Annotated in this window: 20 protein-coding genes and 1 pseudogene; 10 read left to right on the forward strand and 11 right to left on the reverse strand. The window is 58.4% G+C overall.

Features of this window, described 5'->3' with window-relative positions:
• Positions 1 to 2: 2 nt before the first annotated feature.
• The 3 genes from ACZ1HM_RS18995 to folK all read right to left on the reverse strand — a co-directional run bounded on the left by ACZ1HM_RS18995 (position 3) and on the right by folK (position 3199).
• Positions 3 to 2129, reverse strand: a complete 2127-nt coding sequence (locus tag ACZ1HM_RS18995; protein ID WP_472744175.1) for a RelA/SpoT family protein — start codon at positions 2127 to 2129, stop codon at positions 3 to 5.
• 33 nt (positions 2130 to 2162) lie between these two features.
• Positions 2163 to 2516: a DNA-directed RNA polymerase subunit omega gene (gene rpoZ / locus ACZ1HM_RS19000; RefSeq protein WP_472744176.1), complete on the reverse strand. Its 354-nt coding sequence runs from the start codon at positions 2514 to 2516 to the stop codon at positions 2163 to 2165.
• Positions 2517 to 2587: 71 nt separating this feature from the next.
• A complete protein-coding gene (gene folK / locus ACZ1HM_RS19005; RefSeq protein WP_472744177.1) occupies positions 2588 to 3199 on the reverse strand; it encodes a 2-amino-4-hydroxy-6-hydroxymethyldihydropteridine diphosphokinase in 612 nt (203 codons plus the stop codon).
• 126 nt (positions 3200 to 3325) lie between these two features.
• Here folK and ACZ1HM_RS19010 point away from each other — a divergent pair, with 126 nt between their 5' ends.
• The 7 genes from ACZ1HM_RS19010 to ACZ1HM_RS19040 all read left to right on the forward strand — a co-directional run bounded on the left by ACZ1HM_RS19010 (position 3326) and on the right by ACZ1HM_RS19040 (position 7620).
• Positions 3326 to 3880, forward strand: a complete 555-nt coding sequence (locus ACZ1HM_RS19010; protein WP_472744178.1) for a LabA-like NYN domain-containing protein — start codon at positions 3326 to 3328, stop codon at positions 3878 to 3880.
• A 41-nt stretch (positions 3881 to 3921) separates the two neighbouring features.
• The gene (gene ispH / locus ACZ1HM_RS19015; protein ID WP_472744179.1) at positions 3922 to 4878 is read left to right on the forward strand and encodes a 4-hydroxy-3-methylbut-2-enyl diphosphate reductase; all 957 of its coding nucleotides are present in this window, start codon (positions 3922 to 3924) and stop codon (positions 4876 to 4878) included.
• A gap of 233 nt (positions 4879 to 5111) precedes the next feature.
• Positions 5112 to 5564, forward strand: coding sequence for a DUF3429 domain-containing protein (locus ACZ1HM_RS19020; protein WP_472744180.1), 453 nt, complete (start codon positions 5112 to 5114; stop codon positions 5562 to 5564).
• Positions 5564 to 6154 (forward strand): class I SAM-dependent DNA methyltransferase, encoded by a 591-nt coding sequence (locus ACZ1HM_RS19025; protein WP_472744665.1) that lies wholly within the window; start codon positions 5564 to 5566, stop codon positions 6152 to 6154. Before ACZ1HM_RS19020 ends, ACZ1HM_RS19025 begins: the two co-directional genes overlap by 1 nt.
• The gene (gene rnhA / locus ACZ1HM_RS19030; RefSeq protein ID WP_472744181.1) at positions 6147 to 6599 is read left to right on the forward strand and encodes a ribonuclease HI; all 453 of its coding nucleotides are present in this window, start codon (positions 6147 to 6149) and stop codon (positions 6597 to 6599) included. The genes ACZ1HM_RS19025 and rnhA overlap by 8 nt, the downstream gene beginning before the upstream one ends.
• On the forward strand, positions 6596 to 7000 hold the full coding sequence (locus ACZ1HM_RS19035; RefSeq protein WP_472744182.1) for an NUDIX domain-containing protein: 405 nt from the start codon (positions 6596 to 6598) through the stop codon (positions 6998 to 7000). Before rnhA ends, ACZ1HM_RS19035 begins: the two co-directional genes overlap by 4 nt.
• Entirely contained in the window at positions 6997 to 7620 is a 624-nt protein-coding gene (locus tag ACZ1HM_RS19040) for a trimeric intracellular cation channel family protein (RefSeq protein WP_472744183.1), read from the forward strand. The genes ACZ1HM_RS19035 and ACZ1HM_RS19040 overlap by 4 nt, the downstream gene beginning before the upstream one ends.
• 88 nt (positions 7621 to 7708) lie before the next feature.
• Here the strand turns inward: ACZ1HM_RS19040 and ACZ1HM_RS19045 are convergent, their stop codons facing one another.
• From ACZ1HM_RS19045 to def (ACZ1HM_RS19065), 5 genes and pseudogenes are all read right to left on the reverse strand, one after another.
• Positions 7709 to 7945 carry a hypothetical protein gene (locus tag ACZ1HM_RS19045; protein ID WP_472744184.1) on the reverse strand — a complete coding sequence of 79 codons (237 nt, stop codon included), beginning with the start codon at positions 7943 to 7945 and terminating at the stop codon, positions 7709 to 7711.
• Positions 7946 to 7949: 4 nt separating this feature from the next.
• Positions 7950 to 8862: pseudogene (gene fmt / locus ACZ1HM_RS19050) on the reverse strand (methionyl-tRNA formyltransferase).
• Positions 8863 to 8882: 20 nt separating this feature from the next.
• Positions 8883 to 9380: a peptide deformylase gene (gene def / locus ACZ1HM_RS19055; RefSeq protein WP_472744185.1), complete on the reverse strand. Its 498-nt coding sequence runs from the start codon at positions 9378 to 9380 to the stop codon at positions 8883 to 8885.
• Entirely contained in the window at positions 9377 to 9874 is a 498-nt protein-coding gene (def, locus tag ACZ1HM_RS19060; RefSeq protein ID WP_472744186.1) for a peptide deformylase, read from the reverse strand. The genes def (ACZ1HM_RS19055) and def (ACZ1HM_RS19060) overlap by 4 nt, the downstream gene beginning before the upstream one ends.
• A complete protein-coding gene (gene def, locus ACZ1HM_RS19065; RefSeq protein WP_472744666.1) occupies positions 9871 to 10389 on the reverse strand; it encodes a peptide deformylase in 519 nt (172 codons plus the stop codon). Before def (ACZ1HM_RS19065) ends, def (ACZ1HM_RS19060) begins: the two co-directional genes overlap by 4 nt.
• A 99-nt stretch (positions 10390 to 10488) precedes the next feature.
• On the opposite strand from def (ACZ1HM_RS19065), the gene ACZ1HM_RS19070 reads away from it, so the two are divergent.
• Complete coding sequence (locus tag ACZ1HM_RS19070) at positions 10489 to 11658, forward strand: MalY/PatB family protein (RefSeq protein WP_472744187.1); 1170 nt, start codon at positions 10489 to 10491, stop codon at positions 11656 to 11658.
• 2 nt (positions 11659 to 11660) lie between these two features.
• On the opposite strand, the gene ACZ1HM_RS19075 is transcribed toward ACZ1HM_RS19070, so the two are convergent.
• Positions 11661 to 12038 (reverse strand): VOC family protein, encoded by a 378-nt coding sequence (locus tag ACZ1HM_RS19075; protein WP_472744188.1) that lies wholly within the window; start codon positions 12036 to 12038, stop codon positions 11661 to 11663.
• A gap of 41 nt (positions 12039 to 12079) precedes the next feature.
• On the opposite strand from ACZ1HM_RS19075, the gene ACZ1HM_RS19080 reads away from it, so the two are divergent.
• A complete protein-coding gene (locus ACZ1HM_RS19080; RefSeq protein ID WP_472744189.1) occupies positions 12080 to 12619 on the forward strand; it encodes a winged helix-turn-helix transcriptional regulator in 540 nt (179 codons plus the stop codon).
• Here ACZ1HM_RS19080 and ACZ1HM_RS19085 read toward each other — a convergent pair.
• Positions 12616 to 12975, reverse strand: a complete 360-nt coding sequence (locus ACZ1HM_RS19085; protein ID WP_472744190.1) for a hypothetical protein — start codon at positions 12973 to 12975, stop codon at positions 12616 to 12618. The genes ACZ1HM_RS19080 and ACZ1HM_RS19085 overlap by 4 nt on opposite strands.
• A 154-nt stretch (positions 12976 to 13129) precedes the next feature.
• Here ACZ1HM_RS19085 and ACZ1HM_RS19090 point away from each other — a divergent pair, with 154 nt between their 5' ends.
• Positions 13130 to 14104: a glutathione S-transferase family protein gene (locus ACZ1HM_RS19090; protein WP_472744191.1), complete on the forward strand. Its 975-nt coding sequence runs from the start codon at positions 13130 to 13132 to the stop codon at positions 14102 to 14104.
• An 89-nt stretch (positions 14105 to 14193) separates the two neighbouring features.
• On the opposite strand, the gene ACZ1HM_RS19095 is transcribed toward ACZ1HM_RS19090, so the two are convergent.
• Positions 14194 to 14565, reverse strand: coding sequence for a response regulator (locus ACZ1HM_RS19095; protein WP_472744667.1), 372 nt, complete (start codon positions 14563 to 14565; stop codon positions 14194 to 14196).
• Positions 14566 to 14672 lie beyond the last annotated feature (107 nt).

Consider the following 14672-nt stretch of genomic DNA (forward strand, 5'->3'; position numbering starts at 1 on the left):
CTTCATGCATCAACATTGCGGTATCTTGAAATCTCAGCCACATCACTTTCAGCCTCAAGTGTCAGCATGAGTGAGTGAAGATGCGCAACGTCTCTTAGGTCGACATAGATCAGCAATCTAAAAAAGTCAGGTTTTCTTTCGATAAATTGCAGATCGGAAATATTGGCAGAGGCCTCACCGATCAAGGTGCATATCCGCCCTAAAACGCCGGCACCATTGCCTATGGTGAGGTCAATTGCCGCGTCATAGACCGCAGGGTGATTGCCTTCATGCCAGCGCAGGTCAATCCAGCGTTCAGGCTGCTCTTCAAAGCTGGTCAGCCGGTCGCAATCAATGGTGTGTACGATCACACCTTCGCCTTTGTAAGTGATGCCGACAATGCGCTCGCCCGGCAGGGGCTGACAGCAGGGGGAGCGTTTAAAGGATTGCCCCGGCTCCAGGCCCACAACTGCCCGCTTGGCATCAATCGCGTCGCCCTTGGCCGGGGCCAGATCCGCATAGACCGATTGCACCACCTCGCGGCCCGTGATCTCAGAGCTGCCCAGGCGGGCCAACAGGTCTTCGCTGTTTTTGAACCGCATGTTTTTGGACGCTGTACGCAGCGCCTTGTCGGTGGCCCGTTTGCCCACTTGGGCGAAGGCTGAGCGCGCCAGCTCCCGGCCGAGTTTGACGAACCGCGCACGATCCTCTTCGCGCAGGGACCGGCGGATGGCTGATTTGGCTTTGCCCGTGGTGGCAATATCAAGCCATGTGGCCTGGGGTGTCTGGCCCTGTGCGCGGATGATATCAATCGACTGGCCGTTCTTCACACGTGTCCAAAGCGGCACGCGCATCCCGTCGATTTTGGCCCCCACGCAAGAGTTTCCGATGCGGGTGTGGATGGCATAGGCAAAATCAATCGGCGTCGCCCCGCGTGGCAGTTTGACCACATCGCCTTTGGGGGTGAAGCAAAATACCTGGTCGGCGTACATCTCAAGCTTGACCGCCTCGAGAAAATCTTCGTGATCATCTTCGGCATCGAACTGTTCGCTGAGTTGCGAAATCCACTTGGCCGGATCAACCGCAAACGGGTTTTTTGAACGCACACCGTCGCGGTAAGACCAATGGGCCGCGACACCAGTTTCCGCCACATCATGCATCTGGCGGGTGCGCATCTGCACCTCAACGATCTTGCCATCACGGCCCGACACGGTGGTGTGGATGGAGCGATAGCCGTTTGATTTGGGCTGGCTGATATAATCCTTAAAGCGCCCCGGCACCGCCCGCCACCGTTTGTGGATGGCCCCCAGCGCGCGGTAACAATCTTCATCTGATGTGGTGATGATGCGAAAGCCATAGATGTCAGACAGGCGCGAGAAACTCAGCTCTTTTTCCTGCATCTTGCGCCAAATCGAATAGGGCTTTTTGGCCCGGCCAAAAACCTCAGCCTCAATCCCTGCCTTTTCCAGCTCTGCGCGCATGTCGCCGGTAATGCGCTGGATCACGTCGCCGGTTTCGCGTTGCAGCGTGATGAACCGGCGGATGATGCTGGCCCGGCCTTCGGGGTTGAGCACCTTAAAGGCCATGTCCTCCAGCTCTTCGCGCATCCACTGCATCCCCATGCGCCCGGCAAGCGGCGCATAGATGTCCATCGTTTCGCGGGCCTTCTGCGCCTGTTTTTCGGGGCGCATCGCACGGATCGTGCGCATGTTGTGCAAACGGTCGGCCAGTTTGACCAGGATCACCCGAAGATCCTTGGACATCGCCATAAAGAGCTTGCGAAAGTTCTCAGCCTGTTTGGTCTCGGTTGAGTTCAGCTGCAGGTTTGTCAGCTTTGTCACCCCATCCACCAGATCCGCAACTTCGGTGCTGAAATGCGTTTCAATATCGGAATAGGAGGCGCGCGTGTCTTCAACGGTGTCGTGCAGCAGCGCTGTGATGATGGTGGCATCATCCAGTTGTTGTTCAGTCAGGATGGCCGCCACCGCGACGGGGTGCATGAAATAGGGCTCACCTGAGTGGCGAAACTGCCCCTCATGCATTTCCTGACCAAAATCAAAAGCCGCCCGGATGAGCGGCTCATTGGTTTTTGGGTTATAGGCGTGAACCAAAGAGACGAGATCGTCAGCAGTGAAATCAGTGCCGTCCATCGTCTGCCTCTTGTCCCGCACCGGGGTGCGGCGTTAGCCTTGGCCTTGCGCAGCCATCAACTGCCGCAGCAGCATCTCTTCGGACATGCTGTCTTCTTCTGGCTTGTCCTGCTCAGCACCCATCAAAAGCGCCATTGCGTCTTCTTCTGGCTCGTCGACTTCGATCTGGCTTTGATTGCTTTCGATCAGACGCTCGCGCAGATCATCCGCAGCCTGCGTTTCGTCCGCGATTTCACGCAAAGATACAACGGGGTTCTTGTCGTTGTCGCGGTCTACCGTGACAGCCGAACCCGCAGAAATTTCACGCGCACGATGGGCGGCCAGCATGACCAACTCAAACCGGTTGGGAACTTTATCGACGCAATCTTCTACGGTAACGCGGGCCATATCGGACTCCAGTATCCAAAAAGGTATCAGAAGCCGGGTATCTAGGCCCGATTGGTCAGATTTACAAGCGGTTATTGCAAGGGTTTGACCGCAGCGACATCCGCCGGATCAAGCGCTGCCAACATCTGTTTGACCGTTTTGCCCAAAATCGGGTGCACCCAGTCTGGCGCCACATCGGCGAGGGGCACCAAAACAAAGGCGCGCTCTTGCACCCGTGGATGCGGGACGACCAATTGATCCGGCGTTTCGCGCTGCTGCGCTTCCAGAGAGAGCGCGCGCCAATGCTGGTGGGTTTGGGCATCCGGACAGATCACGTCATCATAGCCGATCAGATCGACATCCAAGGTGCGCGCGCCCCACCGCTGCGCGCGCTTGCGCTCCAACGCCGCCTCAATTTGATGACAGTTTGTTAACGCTTCCTCCACCGTCCACGTCGCGGAAACGTGTAAAGCGGCGTTGACGAAATCTGCACCATTGCCGGGAGGGAAACTTGGCGTGGCATAAAGCTGGCTTGCCGCAATGATTTTTCCGCCCAGCGCCTCAATTTTCTCCATTGCCAACAATACGTTATCGGCAGGTTCCCCGTAAGTTGACGCAAGGTTGGATCCCAGGGCCAACAAAACATTATGCTGCGCAATGCAACCTGTGCTAGTTTTTTCCCCGTGATCTTGGGCTTGCAGCATTGTAAAAAATCCTTAGGTAGGCGCGACGCCTACAACACGACCAAATTTTAGCACAAGTATTTTTAAGTGCTGGCCGAGCGTGGCGACACAGGAAGAGTATCGGCGGCATCGCCGGAAGGACAGTGAATGTTTTATAAGGACGAGCGCCTTGCGCTCTTTATTGACGGCTCCAATTTGTATGCGGCTGCCAAGACCTTAGGTTTTGATATCGACTACAAATTGCTGCGGCATGAATTCATGCGGCGCGGCAAACTTCTGCGGGCGTTTTACTACACCGCGCTTTTGGAGAATGACGAATATTCGCCAATCCGCCCCCTAGTCGACTGGTTGAACTATAACGGCTTCACCATGGTGACGAAGCCGGCCAAGGAATACACCGACAGCATGGGTCGCCGGAAGGTGAAGGGGAACATGGACATTGAGCTGGCCGTCGATGCAATGGAACTGGCCCCTCATGTCGATCACATCGTGATCTTTTCAGGCGATGGCGATTTTCGCCCGCTTGTCGAAAGCCTTCAGCGTCAAGGCGTCCGGGTTTCTTGCGTTTCCACGATCTGCAGCCAGCCTCCGATGATTTCAGATGAGCTGCGCAGGCAGGTCGATAACTTCATCGAGCTAGAAGACCTGCGTGACGTGATTGGCCGCCCTCCCCGTGAAGGCGATGGCAATCGCAGTGATTGATCCCAAGTTCACAAGCCATTAGGTCTGGTGCATGCCAAGGAGTGCGCCATGACCAAGCCCCTCTTACCCTCTACCTTGCCGCGCCGCGCGGTTTCTGCGCGGGCGTTGACCGCGCCATCAAGATCGTCGAAATGGCGTTGGAGAAATGGGGCGCGCCCGTCTACGTTCGGCATGAGATTGTGCACAATAAGTTTGTCGTCGACGGGTTGCGTGACAAAGGGGCGGTTTTTGTCTCAGAGCTTGATAAATGCCCCGATGACCGTCCGGTGATCTTTTCAGCGCATGGCGTGCCGAAATCGGTGCCCTCCGCCGCAGAGGCGCGCAACATGATATACGTGGACGCGACCTGCCCCCTGGTTAGCAAAGTGCACATCGAGGCCCAGCGCCATGCGGACGCAGGGCTTCAGATGATCATGATCGGTCACGCGGGCCATCCAGAAACGGTGGGCACCATGGGGCAACTGCCCGAGGGCGAGGTTCTGCTGGTTGAAACGGTTGAAGACGTGGCTGAGGTCGCGGTCAGAGACCCCGGCCACCTGGCCTATGTCACGCAGACCACGTTGAGCGTGGACGACACAAAAGACATCGTCGCCGCCCTTCAAGCCCGCTTTCCCGCAATAGTCGGTCCGCACAAAGAGGACATCTGCTATGCCACCACCAACCGCCAGGAGGCCGTCAAAGAGATGGCCCCCAAGTGCGACGCGATGCTGGTGGTGGGTGCGCCCAATTCGTCCAATTCAAAACGGCTGGTGGAAGTCGGCTCAAAAGCCGGATGTTCATACGCGCAACTGGTTCAGCGGGCCGGTGACATTGACTGGCGCGCATTGGAAGGCATCTCAACCGTTGGGATCACCGCAGGTGCCTCAGCCCCTGAGGTTTTGATCAACGAGGTCATTCAGGCCTTCGCGGACCGGTTCGACATGCGCCAGGAACTGGTGGAAACCGCCAAGGAGAACGTGGAATTCAAAGTTCCCCGCGTTCTGCGAGAGCCTGCCTAGACTGCAAGACTGAAACGGCAGGGTGTTTTCGGGCAACTCCCGATCCACAGTGGCACCGCGCCCGCGCCGCAATCTCTGACCCGCAACGCACAGACGCCGGGTTTACCTGCCGGTTGCAGCGGCATAGTTTGGGCGCAAATTGGTGCGCGGGACAAATTCATGGAAAAACAAACACTCCTCATGGATGCCCCTTGCCGCCAGACAAGCCATTGCGACCCAACCGGAGCCCTTTGATGTCCCGTATCCCCCCCGCGGCCCTTGTCCTTGGTTTTGCTGGCCTCATTCCCTTTATCTGGGGTGCCATGCTGGTGTTGGGCATATCCAATGGCATCAGCAGCCAAATGCCTGAGGTTTTGCGTGGCGATGGGCGCATTTTAATGATCCGCTATGGCGGCATTATCCTGCCCTTCATGGGCGGCGTGCTGTGGGGCTTTGCCGCGCAGACATCGGGCATGCGGGCCGCATCCGGTTTTGCGCTGTCGGTGATCCCCGCCCTTTGGTGGTTCTTTATGCCTGGGGTCGGACCGGTCAGCGCCCTGACAAACCTGGCCACCGGCTTTATTGGCGTCTTGCTGCTGGACTATGCATTCTATCGCTGGGGGCTGACCCCGCGCTGGTGGATGGCCCTGCGGATCCAGCTGACGATTGTCGTGATGATCTGCCTTTGTGTCGGAGTGGTTGCGTGATGGATGACGAAACGCTGCGGGTTTATAGCCAGAAAGCCGATGAATACCAAAAGCTGACCAACGATGCGCCTGACGACGACCCACTGCTGCGCGCGTTTTTGGCCGCCCTGCCCGCCCAAGCCAGCGTGTTGGACCTGGGCTGTGGCCCCGGCCATTTCGCGGCTGCTATTGCGCGTCAAGGCCACGCAGTGACGGCAACGGATGCGGTGCCTGAAATGGTTGCAAAGGCAAAAGCGCACCCGGGTGTCAGCGCCCTTGTTGCCAGTTTTGCCGACATCGCGGGCGACAAGATTTACGATGGCATCTGGGCAAACTTTAGCCTGCTCCATGCCGACAGATCTGACATGCCCCGGCATCTCACAGCCCTTCACACCGCGCTCAAGCTCGGCGGGATCTTTCACATCGCGCTGAAGTCCGGGACAGACAGTAAACGCGACAGCCTCGGCCGGCTCTATACCTATTACACAGAAGATGAACTGTCGGGGCTGCTGGTGCAGGCGGGCTTTACCGTGACCGACAGGGCAGATGGGGCCGATAAGGGACTGGACGGTGCGCTGGCCCCCTGGATCGCGCTGCGTGCCCATGCCTAAGCTTTTTGCCTATACCGATGGTGCGTGTTCAGGCAATCCCGGCCCCGGCGGCTGGGGGGCTCTCATGCAGGCCAAAGACGGTGAGACCGTTGTCAAAGAACGCGAGCTGAAAGGCGGCGAGCCGCAGACCACAAACAACCGCATGGAGCTTTTGGCCGCCATCCACGCCTTAGAAGCGTTGGAGCGTCCGACGGAAATCACCATCGTGACCGACAGCAACTATGTCAAAAATGGCATCACCGGCTGGATTTTCGGGTGGAAGAAAAACGGCTGGAAGAACGCCGCGAAAAAGCCCGTGAAAAACGCCGAGTTGTGGCAACGGCTGGATACGGCCAACCAACGCCACCAGGTGACTTGGGAATGGGTCAAAGGCCATGCCGGTCATCCTGAAAACGAACGCGCGGATCAATTGGCCCGCGACGGGATGAAACCGTTCAAATCATGACCCGCCAAGTGGCCTGCCCCATCGCCCTGCACCCCGATGGCGCGCCGCTGCGCCTGCCGGTCTTCCGCCATCCCCAAGCAGGCTATCAACTGGTCAAAGGCGGCATCCGACCCGGCGAAACCCCTCAGGCCGCCGCAGCCCGCGAACTCTTTGAAGAAAGCGGGTTAGAGACGAAAAACGCCCTCTACCTTGGCCAATCAGACACCATCGAAGACGCCGCCGTTTGGCATTTCAGCCTCTGCCGTGTGGTGCCACCGGTACGCAGCCAATGGGCGCATCTGTGCGCCGATGACGGCGGGCAGCGGTTTGAATTTCACTGGCATGAGGTCTCAACCGATGTCCCTGCCCCCTGCCACACCACCTTTCAAAACGCCCTGGCGTGGATCAGGACCACCTTGTGAGCCTGGTCACCCTACTTGACTACGGCTCTGTGCTGATCTTCGCGATCACAGGCGCGCTGGTGGCCAGCCGCGCCCAGCTTGATCTGGTGGGCTTTGCCTTTATCGCTGCTCTAACCGCCTTGGGCGGCGGCACCATTCGCGATCTGCTTCTGGACCGTAACCCGATCTTCTGGATTGCCAACCCAACATATCTGGCCGTCGCCGCAGGCGCGGCTCTGGTCATCTTTTTCACCGCGCACCTGCTGGAAAGCCGCCTGCGCGCTGTCATCTGGTGCGACAGCCTTGCCCTGGCGGTTGCCGTGGCAGCAGGGGCCGGGGTGGCGCTTGGGCTGGATCAAACCGGCGTGATCGTCATCCTGATGGGCATGATCACTGGATGCATGGGCGGACTGATGCGGGACGTCGTGGTTGGAGAGGTGCCTTTGGTGCTCAAACAGGGTGAGCTTTATGTCACCGCCGCCTTTGCGGGTGCTGCCACCGCTGTGATCTTAAAACATCTGGAAATAGACCAATCCATCGCCCTGCTCGCGGGCGCGCTTGTCACTTGGATCTTGCGCGCAGGTTCTTTGTATTTCGGCTGGCACCTGCCGGTCTACAAAAGTGCGCCCCCTAAATCCTAGCACGGACCAACTCGTCCGCCCCAGCGCAGCCCACGTCGATGACCTGGCGCACCCCGGGGCTTCATCTTTCCAATACAACTCACTTGCGTCATCTCCGCCAATGAAACGGCACGATGATGAGCGCTCCGATGGAAGACACAATCGCGTTCACTCCCGGTGAGGCAAAACCAAAACCAAACATGATGCGCACGAAATAGAACAAGAACGCCCCACCCACACAGATGATGATGGATTGAATATACCCATTGTGGGTCCAGCCGGTTTTCTCAGAGGCATAGCCAATGATGCCCGCGATCACGACAGTGCCGAACAGGGTCAGAAACATCGCATCACTCTCCGCTCAAATCCGTGCCCGGCGCGATTTGCGCACCGCTTTGGAACACATCCACATCCTGCGCCGCTTTGCCCGCTTTCTGCAACCGGGTGAGGGCCACAGCACCCGTGCCGCAGGCCACACGCAGATCGCGGTCCAACACCTGCCCCGGCGAACCATTGCCCTCAGCCCGTCGCGACCCCAACGCCTTGATCCGCACGCCGTCTAGTGAAAACCAGGCCCCCGGAAAGGGTGAAAGGCCGCGGATTTGACGGTCCACCGTCACCTCGGGCTGTGTCCAATCGATGCGCGCCTCGGCCTTGTCGATCTTTGCGGCATAGGTCACACCCGCATCGCTTTGCGGCTGCGCGACCAGCTGGTCCAGCTGCGCCAAGGCTGTCACAATCGCCTCCGCCCCCAAAGCGCTCAGCCGGTCATGCAACTGCGCTGTGGTCTCCTCAACCCCAATCTCTACGTCCCGGCGCAGCAATACCGGCCCGGTATCCAGGCCCGCCTCCATCTGCATGATACAGACACCGGTTTTGGCATCGCCCGCCATGATTGCGCGGTGGATGGGGGCGGCACCCCGCCAGCGGGGCAGCAGGCTGGCGTGAATGTTCAAACAGCCATGTGTCGGCGCATCCAAAATAGCTTGCGGCAGGATCAAGCCGTAGGCCACCACCACCGCAACATCCGCATCAAGCGCCTCAAATACCGCCAAGGCATCCGCGGTCCGCAGGCTTTCAGGGTGCCGTACCTCCAGCCCCAGGGCGCTGGCTTTTTGATGCACCGGGGTGGGCCTGTCCTTTTTGCCCCGTCCCGCAGGGCGGGGGCTGGCAATAGACAGCCGCGATGTCATGGCCATCGGCGACCAGCGCCTCCAGCACCGGAACCGAAAAATCTGGCGTGCCCATGAAAATAACGCGCATCTGTTCTCCTTTGCCGCCCGTCAGCCGCTTTGCTTTTTGGCCCGGCGCAAGAGCATGTCGCGTTTGGTCTTGCTGAGGTTGTCAAAATACATCCGTCCCGCCAGATGATCGATCTGGTGCTGGACGCTAGTGGCTTCCAGCCCGACAAACTCCCGCCGCATGACAGTGCCGCGTTCATTCAGATAGCGCACGGAGACGGCTCTGGGCCGGGTGATTTTGGCAAAGACGCCTGGCAAACAGGGGCTGGCCTCTTCGTGTACATTGGGTTTCGCCGAGCTTTCCAGGATCACCGGATTTGCCAGGCGCAACCGCCGCGTGCGATCTGATGAAGCATCCACCACAGCCAGCCGCAGCATCACACCGATCTGAGGCGCGGCCAGGCCGACGCCAGGCATCGCATCCATTGTGTCGATCATATCGTCCCAGATCGCGCGGATTTCATCCGTAATCTCTGTGACGTCTTCGGCAGGGGTGCGCAGCCGCTTGTCAGGCCATTGCAAAATCGTCCGCACGGTCATGGGGCATGATACGCCATTTCCAGCGCCTCCCTTGCTTCTGGTGTGAGGTGGTCAAAGGTCACAACACCATCCAGGTGGTCAAGTTCGTGTTGCACGCAAACGGCAGCAAACCCACCAAAGCTCTGGACATAGCGCGCGCCGTTCAGGCCAATCCAAACCATCTGAACCTGGGCCGGACGGGTCACTGCTGCCTCCACGCCGGGGATGCTCAGGCAGGCTTCTGTCTGGGTGGCGCGGTCTTCGCTAACCTCTTGCAAAACCGGATTGATGCAAACCAACGGATCGGATGCACCCTCTTTCCAGCCAATGTCCATGACAAAGACACGCGCCGTCACACCAACCTGCGGCGCGGCGAGTCCACGGCCTTGGGCGTGATACATGGTGTCCAGCATATCGCGGGCAAGCGTTTCAATCTCAGGCGTGATTTCTTCGACCGGGGCGCACACCTCGGTCAACGTGGGGTCCGGCCAGGTCAGGATCGGCAGAACCGTCATCCCCGCGCCAGCTCACGCTTTAGCTTGACCATCTTGCGGGTCATCATCTGGCGCTTCAACGGCTTGAGGTAGTCGATAAAAAGCTTGCCGTCCAAGTGATCAATCTCGTGCTGAACGCAGGTGGCCCAAAGGTCATCGAAGGTCTCAGACTGCGGGTTGCCGTCCCGGTCCATCCATTCGACCTCCACGATTTTGGGGCGGGTGACATCGGCATAAAGGTCCGGCAGCGACAGACAGCCTTCTTCATAGGTGTTCTGCTCATCCGATGAGGCGGTGATCACCGGGTTGAACATCACCAATGGCCGGGGCGCTTCGCCGTCTTCTTTGACGCAGTCCAGGACAATCAACCGGTTGAGGATACCAACCTGCGGGGCGGCAAGCCCGATGCCAGGGGCCTCATACATGGTTTTGAGCATATCGTCGGCCAAAACCCGCAACTCATCCGTTATGTCAGGAACTGAGGCGGCGGTCTTTTTCAACCGAGGGTCGGGGTGCAAGAGAATGTTGCGTTTCATGTAAAGCGATTTAGGCGATGGCATGCATCACTGCAAGCAAGGGGTTGCGCCTCCTGTCTTTGTCGGTAGCTTGCCCGGCGATCAGCCAAGGAGCACCCCATGAGTTTTGACGACATCATCGACCGCCGCGGCACCCATTGTGCGAAGTGGGACAAGATGGAGGCGCTTTATGGTGTGCCCCGCGATGAAGGCATCGCCATGTGGGTGGCCGACATGGATTTCCGCCCGCCCCAGGTGGTGCAGGATGCGGTGCAGAACATGCATGACCATGGCGTCTATGGCTATTTCGGTGATGACAGCAAATACCTGGACGCGATCCAGTGGTGGATGGCTGAACGGCACGGCTGGCAAGTCGCACCAGAGTGGATTTTCACGACCCATGGTTTGGTAAACGGCACCGCGATGTGCGTCGATGCCTTTACCGATGCCGGGGATGGCATTGTGCTTTTCACCCCTGTTTATCACGCCTTTGCAAAGGTGATTAACGCAGCAGGGCGCAAGGTTGTTGAATGCGAAATGCCCCTGGTTGATGGCCGTTATGAGACGGATTTTGACGCCTGGGATGCGCAGATGACCGGTGCAGAGAAGATGGTGATCCTGTGCTCGCCCCACAATCCCGGTGGCCGCGTCTGGAGCGAGGCAGAGCTGCAGGGGATCGCCGCCTTCGCCAAGCGGCATGATTTGATATTGGTGTCAGACGAAATCCATCATGATCTGGTCATGCCCGGCAACACCCACATTCCGATGTCCAAGATCGACGGAGTGACAGACCGTTTGGTGATGATGACGGCCACCACAAAGACCTTCAACATCGCGGGCAGCCATTCTGGCAATGTGATCATCGAAGACCCGGATTTGCGCGCAAAATTCGCCGCGCGCATGATGGCGCTTGGCCTGTCCCCGAATTCCTTTGGGTTGTTCATGGCAACGGCCGCCTATTCGCCTGCAGGGGCCGCATGGGTGGATGATCTTGTGGCCTATCTGGACGGCAACAGGCAGCTCTTTGATGCAGCCGTCAATGCGATCCCCGGTTTGCGCTCCATGTCATTGGAAGCAACCTATCTTGCTTGGGTCGATTTTGACGGCACCGGCATGGCGCGCGATGAATTCACGCGCCGTGTGCAGGAAGACGCAAAAATCGCGGTGAACCATGGCCCCACCTTTGGCAAGGGCGGGGACAACTTTCTGCGGTTCAACATCGCGACGCCGCGCGCCCAGGTGCAAGAGGCTTGCGCGCGGCTGGCCAAGGCCTTTGGCGATCTGCAGTAGGCTCAGCCGCCCTCTGACAGATCCTGCGCCAGCATCAGCGCGTTGCCGTCAGGATCATAGAAGGTGGCAAGGCTGACCATGCCTTCCATAGTCTGTGTATCGCCATCGAATTTCACGCCCGCCGCCTCAAGTGCCGCGCGCGCGGCTTGGATGTCGGGGGTGCCAAACACGGGCACGGCGTTGCCGGGCTGTGGTTCGGCCTGTTCGCCAAAGCCCAGTACAACACCTGAGGTATTGGTCTGCACCTCGCTCCAGCCCGCCTCATCAATGTGATAACGCAAAGGAAAGCCAAGCATGTCTTCGTACCACTTGGCACTGGCGTGCCGATCTTTCACAGAAATGGCGATGGTAATCTGATCGTCCAAGGTGGCTACGGGCATGGGACTTTCCTTTGGTTCTTAAAATATATAAACTATACTTTATGGACATAAATGCTCTTGTCAAGATTACCTCCCGCGCTTGGGCGCTGCCTATTCTGGCGCTGATGCATCAGGGTGTGCCCGGGCGGCAGGCCGTTTTGCTTGCCAAGACCGGCGCAGGGCGCACCGCCTTTACGCAAAGCCTATCGCATCTGGTGGATCTGAAATTGGTTGAGCGCACGCCTGGGCACGGCCACCCCCTGCGCCCTGAGTACCGGCTAACCGATGCGGGCACGGCTGCGGGTGCGCTGGCAGAACGGATCAACACCATAACACCTTTGGCAGGGGCAGCCCCGATCCTGCGGCGGGTCTGGACCGTGCCTATTCTTGCGGTCAGCAAACAGCCCAGGTTTTATACCGACATCAAAAACGCCCTGCCCCCGATCACCGACCGCGCGCTGTCAAAATCTCTGAAGGATTTGGAGCAGAACAATTGGCTGCAACGCGATATCGACGTGGCGGTGCATCCGCCCCGCGCGCGGTATTTGGCCGTAAACACCGGCGCATCCATTGGCAGCGCGATCGGTTTTGGCGCGACCTAGATCCGTCCTGGATCCGGCAACAAACCAGCGGGCGCGTCCTGAGCGCGGACAAAATCAAGTGCGGCCCGGTCCGTCACCGGCGTGGCCCGTTTGAAATCATAATGCATTTCATCGCCTTGCGGCTCACCCGCGACGATCAGACATTGGAAAAGGTGATTGGCCCCATCATAAAGATCGACCAACCCACGCAGATTGGGCGCATCTTCCAAGGCCACCACAAAACCCGATTTTTCAAGACGCAGCACCGGCACCGTGCGGTCAGGCAACTGCACACGCAAACGGCTGGCTTTTCGCATCGCGGCGCGCCGCGCCGCATCAAGCCCGGCTTGCACCTCTTTCGATAACATAATGTCCATGATCTTACCCCCCGCTTCTGGCAGATGACGCGAACTGCGCCCACTTCAAGACAAATCTCATGTGCATACACGCAGAGACGCTGCGCCTGCGCGGATATAGGAAGACTATGACAGCAACGCTACATATGCAGTTAACAACGCAAAGGAGCGCATGATGGGACTGCTGGTTGACGGCGAATGGCATGACACTTGGTATGATACCAAATCCTCAGGTGGGAAATTTGAACGTGCCGCCGCCAAGTTTCGCAACTGGATCACACCCGACGGTGAGGCAGGCCCGTCTGGTGTCGGAGGCTTTGCAGCACAAAGCGGGCGCTACCACCTATACGTCAGTTTTGCCTGCCCTTGGGCGCACCGCACGCTGATCTTTCGCCAGATCAAAGGACTGGCCCCTCATATCAGCGTGTCCGTGGTGCACCCCGACATGATGTCAGACGGGTGGACGTTCGATGACAGCTATCCGGGTGCCACGGGCGACACGCTCTTTGGCCAGCCCTTTGCGCGCGACATCTACACCAAGGCCGATCCGGTGTTTTCTGGCCGCGTGACGGTGCCCATCCTGTGGGACAAAGAACAAAACACAATCGTCTCAAACGAAAGCTCTGAGATCATTCGGATGTTCAACAGCGCGTTCGACAGCATCACAGGCAACACCGACGATTACTGGCCCGCCACCCAGCGGGACGCGATCGAAGAGGTCAATGCACGCATCTATGACACCTTTAACAACGGCGTCTATCGCTGCGGGTTTGCCACGACGCAGGCAGCCTATGACGAAGCGGTCGGACCCCTTTTTGACACCCTGGACTGGCTAGAGGAGCGTCTGTCCAAGAACCGTTTTTTGATGGGCGATGACCTGACAGAGGCCGACTGGCGTTTGTTCCCCACACTGGTGCGGTTCGACAAGGTTTATAACCTGCATTTCAAATGCAACCGCAAGCGGATCATAGATTATCCCAACCTATGGGACTACACCCGTGCGCTTTATCAACGGCCCGGCGTGGCAGAGACCGTGAACATGGATCACATCGTGCGCCACTATCACTACAGCCACTCGTCGATCAATCCGCACCGGATTATCCCGGTGAACCCGGATATCGACTTTCACGCACCGCACTCACGCGGTTAGGGCGTCATACGCTGACCCTTCAGACGGGCCCCATTGGGCTGCGAAAACCTGGCGGTGTCAGGCTCAGCTGTGAAGTGTTGCAGGTGGGTCTAACCCCCGCGATGCTCTGTTGCGTAGTGCTCAACCATCGCCGCCAGATCCTCTGGCGGGGTGGTGGAGGGCATGAAGGCCCGCGCGTTGGCCGCGTGGGCAAAGACTGACCCGTCAGAGAAAAAGCTGGTGTTGGTGACGAAAATCACCCGCGCCTCGGGCTGGCGAAACTCAGCATAATCGGACACGGCGAATGCGGCACCTTGATCCAGCACCAGATCCAGAATGATAATATCCACTGCATGCTCTTCAAGATGCGCAATCGCGGCGTCTTGGTCATCCACGATGATGACCTGCATCTGATGACGGTGAAGATGCTGTGCCCAAATCTTGCCCAGCTCAGCGTTGCTCTGCACAATCAGGACTGCCAGATGATGCGACGCAGGTGTTATTTTAGGGCCATTGGCGGACATGCAGGGGTGGGCTCTGTACGTTTACAATTGACTAACGACTCCCGTTAAAGGTTAACCATAGGGCG

It is taken from the genome of Sulfitobacter sp. GN1-4, from assembly GCF_055693825.1.